General features: G+C 72.8%; 4 protein-coding genes and 1 pseudogene. 2 read left to right on the top strand and 3 right to left on the bottom strand.

Annotation, left to right across the window (positions count from 1 at the left end; all coding sequences use genetic code 11):
* Positions 1-40 precede the first annotated feature (40 nt).
* The gene (locus ACFWEP_RS33510; protein ID WP_387375903.1) at positions 41-295 is read right to left on the bottom strand and encodes a hypothetical protein; all 255 of its coding nucleotides are present in this window, start codon (positions 293-295) and stop codon (positions 41-43) included.
* Between the two features lie 165 nt (positions 296-460).
* Here ACFWEP_RS33510 and ACFWEP_RS33505 point away from each other — a divergent pair, with 165 nt between their 5' ends.
* Entirely contained in the window at positions 461-967 is a 507-nt protein-coding gene (locus ACFWEP_RS33505) for an MSMEG_6728 family protein (protein WP_387375901.1), read from the top strand.
* 12 nt (positions 968-979) lie between these two features.
* Here ACFWEP_RS33505 and ACFWEP_RS33500 read toward each other — a convergent pair whose 3' ends face one another.
* Positions 980-1,687 (bottom strand): ScbR family autoregulator-binding transcription factor, encoded by a 708-nt coding sequence (locus tag ACFWEP_RS33500; protein WP_387375899.1) that lies wholly within the window; start codon positions 1,685-1,687, stop codon positions 980-982.
* 255 nt (positions 1,688-1,942) lie between these two features.
* On the opposite strand from ACFWEP_RS33500, the gene ACFWEP_RS33495 reads away from it, so the two are divergent.
* Positions 1,943-2,908: a ScbA/BarX family gamma-butyrolactone biosynthesis protein gene (locus tag ACFWEP_RS33495; RefSeq protein ID WP_387375897.1), complete on the top strand. Its 966-nt coding sequence runs from the start codon at positions 1,943-1,945 to the stop codon at positions 2,906-2,908.
* A gap of 98 nt (positions 2,909-3,006) precedes the next feature.
* Here the strand turns inward: ACFWEP_RS33495 and ACFWEP_RS33490 are convergent.
* Positions 3,007-3,123: pseudogene (locus ACFWEP_RS33490) on the bottom strand (hypothetical protein); the annotation flags it as partial.
* Between the last annotated feature and the right edge of the window lie 39 nt (positions 3,124-3,162).

Here is a 3,162-nt window from a genome sequence, read left to right as displayed (position 1 = left end):
CCACCCCGGGGGTGGGGCACGGCCGTCGGGCGGAAGCGGCTCAGCCCGTGGACTCGTCCGGGGTCGGGTGTTCCGGGTGGACGCCCGCGTTGCGGGCGGCGTGTGCGCCCGCGCCGGCCTCGTCGGGGTCGGCCTCCTCGGAGCTGTCGTCCGGCTGCTCCACCCAGGGCGGCGGAGGGACGTCCAGGGCGTCCTCGCCCTCCTGCACCTGCTGGTCGGGCATGTCGGCGGGGACCGGCGGCGGGCTTCCCGAGGCGCCGGTGTACACGGGGCCTTCCGGCCTGCGGTCGGTCATCTGAGTTCTCCGTTCGACGTGCCCATGGTTGCCGGAGCGCGGATGCGCCGCCACTTCGCGTACCCGGGGCGGCCCGGGTGAATCCGTTTACGCGCCCTGCCCCGCAGTCGGATGAAAGGGCGCCGCGACGGGTGCCGCCGGCCGCGGGCGCGGTACACGCTCTCCATGCAGACGTTCCTGCCGTACCCGGACTTCCGCCGCAGTGCGCGCGCACTCGACGACCGCCGCCTCGGGAAGCAACGGGTGGAGGCGATTCAGGTGCTGCGCGGGCTCACGGTGCCCGGCTACGGCTGGCGCCGGCATCCCGCCGTCCGGATGTGGGCCGGGTACGAGGAGGCGCTGGTGCGGTACGGGCTCGACGTCTGCGGGGCATGGACCGGGACGGGCCGGGCGGACACCTGCGCGGCGACCCTGTCGGCGGACCTCGCCGCGTTCCGCGGGCGTGACCGGGTCCTGGTCCGGAGCGAGGAGGATCTGGCGGCGGCGGGCGAGCTGCCGCCCTGGCTCGGCGACGAGGCGTTCCACCTGAGCCATGGCTCCGCCCTCGTGCGCAAGGACCCGGAGCGCTACCGGCCGCTCTTCCCCGAGGCCCCGGAGGATCTGCCGTACGTCTGGCCGCGCTCGGACCGCGGCCCGGAGAGCGGAGGGGGGTCCGCGCCGGGGGGCGGGTAGCTGCGTCCGGGATCAGGCCGTGCGCGCCGCCGGCCTGCCCGTACCGAAGACGCCGGGCTGTCCGGAGTCCGCGGGATCGTCGCCCTCGGCGGCGGCGCGGGCCTCCGCGAAGGCGCGGGCGCCGCGCTCGGGCCGGGTGTCGAGCCGGCCGAGGACGCCGGGCACCGCGATGCTGGGCAGCACCAGGTCGTAGAGGAGGGAGATGCGCTCCTCGAAGTCGGCCATCTCGGTGGCGGCTTGGGACATCAGCTGGATTCCGGTGAAGGAGCCGACCATCGTCTGGGCGGTCCGCTCGGGATCGACGTGCGGCAGGACCTCACCCTGTCCTTGAGCTGCGACGATCTGCTGACTCGTCAGCATCACCCAGTCGTGCCACGGCTTGCCGAAGAAGCGCTGGTTGCTCTGGTCGGCGGCGATGCGCGCGGCACCCCGCAACAGTGGCTCCCTCGGCAGCCGGTGCGCGAGGATCAGCCCCATGTCCACGAAGGACTGCAGCTTCAGCGGTTGTTCGGGGGGCGGTTCGGTCACCGCGTGGTCCAGAACGCCTCGTGCCAAATCTTCCTTGGAGGGGAAGTGGAAGTAGAGCGCGCCCTTGGTCACCGCGGCCCGTTCCAGGATCTCCTGGATCGTCGCGGCCTCGTAGCCGCGCTCGGCGAAGACCGCCGCGGCGGCCGTCAGTACTGCGTTGCGCGTCCTGATCGCGCGCTCCTGCCGTGCCATTCGGGATCTCCTGACGATGCGCCTGACCGGGCTCAGTGCCTCCGGCACGTTCCCCTCAAGAAACCGGCTGGTCCGTATTCTATGGCACCGTTCGCGGCGGCCTCCAGTTGAGGCGGCGCCCGCGGCCGTGCTCCCGGCCACGCTCCCCGCCCCCAACGGCCCGTGCGGTCCTCCTCTTTGAGGACCCGGCTCATTGCTCCGTATTCGCACCAGAACACCACCGAACACGTGCGCATTCATCCCTGGGGGGAGCACATGCACCACATCGTCACGCACCACCACGCCCCGTCCGTCCCGGTGCCCGGAAGGGGAGCACCCGGCAACGCGCCCGCGGTCCGCCCGGCGGACGCCCACCGCGTCCAGCCGGACGACGTGCTGATCCGCGGCCGTCACCGACTGGCCGAGAACGCCTACGCGCTCGACATCGACTGGGCCGGACAGCACGTCTTCTTCGGACCCGCACTCGGCAGTGTGCACCACCACATGCTGATCGCGCAGACTCTGCGACAGATCGGACTCGGCCTCGCACACACAGAGTTCGGGATCAGCTCCGCGTACCAGTTCCTGATGAGCGGCATGTCCTACGCGGCCGATCCCCGCCGCGCGACGGACCGGTCGCCGGTCCGCGCGGAGGCGGTCTGCACCTGGACGGGGCGCAACGGCATCCGGATAGCGATCACCCTGGAGCAGCACGGAACCGTCTTCGTCACGAGCGAGTCCGGATTCTCCTGGGTGTCGGAGCGGGTCTACCAGCGGCTGCGCGGTCCGTTCCTGTCCGCACGGCCCGGGGTCATGCCGTCGCCGGTCGGGGCGACGGTGGCCGGGCGGAGCACGGCGGACGAGGTGGTGCTCGGCGCTTCGGGCAACCCGGACCGCTGGGTGCTGATCGCCGACACCGGGAATCCGGCACTGATGGACCACCCGGTCGACCACGTGCCCGGCCTCGTGATCATGGAGGCGAGCCAGCAGGCCGCGCACGCCGTCGTCGCGGGCGCGGGCGCCCGGTCGTGGTGCCCGCTCACCACGGACATGGTCACGTCCCGGTACGTCGAGTTCGACGCGCCGTGCTGGATCGACGCACGCGAAGTCTCCGCGGCCGGGACGCCCTTGGGCGGCGTTCCCGGCGGGATCGCGGTGGAGGTGACCGGAACCCAGCGCGGGGAGGTCGCGTTCCGCAGCGTGGTGGGGGGAGTGGCCGGGCCCGTCGTCGTCCGGGAGTGAGGGACGCGTGACGCCCTGGGCCGGTGGCGGACGGCACCGCTCCACGCCTTCACGGTCTGCGCCAGGAGATCCAGGGTCGGCACCACCACGAGAATGCGGCCCTGGGGCACAATCCGCTTCGCGGAGGCCGCCGCGATGATGGTCTTTCCCGTCCCGCACGCGGCGTGCACCCGGGTGCGGGTTCGTCGTGGGACTCCGAGTTGTCGCCGGGCCATGAGGCGGCGCCGGGCTTGGGGTCGCCGCCGGGTGTGGGG

The organism is Streptomyces sp. NPDC060198 (genome assembly GCF_042728415.1).
Classification (GTDB): domain Bacteria; phylum Actinomycetota; class Actinomycetes; order Streptomycetales; family Streptomycetaceae; genus Streptomyces.
Note: the sequence above shows the minus strand (reverse complement) of the source record. Positions and strands in the feature narration are given on the sequence as shown.

Bases quoted from the DNA above. Each gene is read 5' to 3' on its own strand.
- ACFWEP_RS33510 (WP_387375903.1), bottom strand. From the start codon at position 295: ATGACCGACCGCAGGCCGGAAGGCCCCGTGTACACCGGCGCCTCGGGA.
- ACFWEP_RS33495 (WP_387375897.1), top strand. From the start codon at position 1,943: ATGCACCACATCGTCACGCACCACCACGCCCCGTCCGTCCCGGTGCCC.
- ACFWEP_RS33500 (WP_387375899.1), bottom strand. From the start codon at position 1,687: ATGGCACGGCAGGAGCGCGCGATCAGGACGCGCAACGCAGTACTGACG.
- ACFWEP_RS33505 (WP_387375901.1), top strand. From the start codon at position 461: ATGCAGACGTTCCTGCCGTACCCGGACTTCCGCCGCAGTGCGCGCGCA.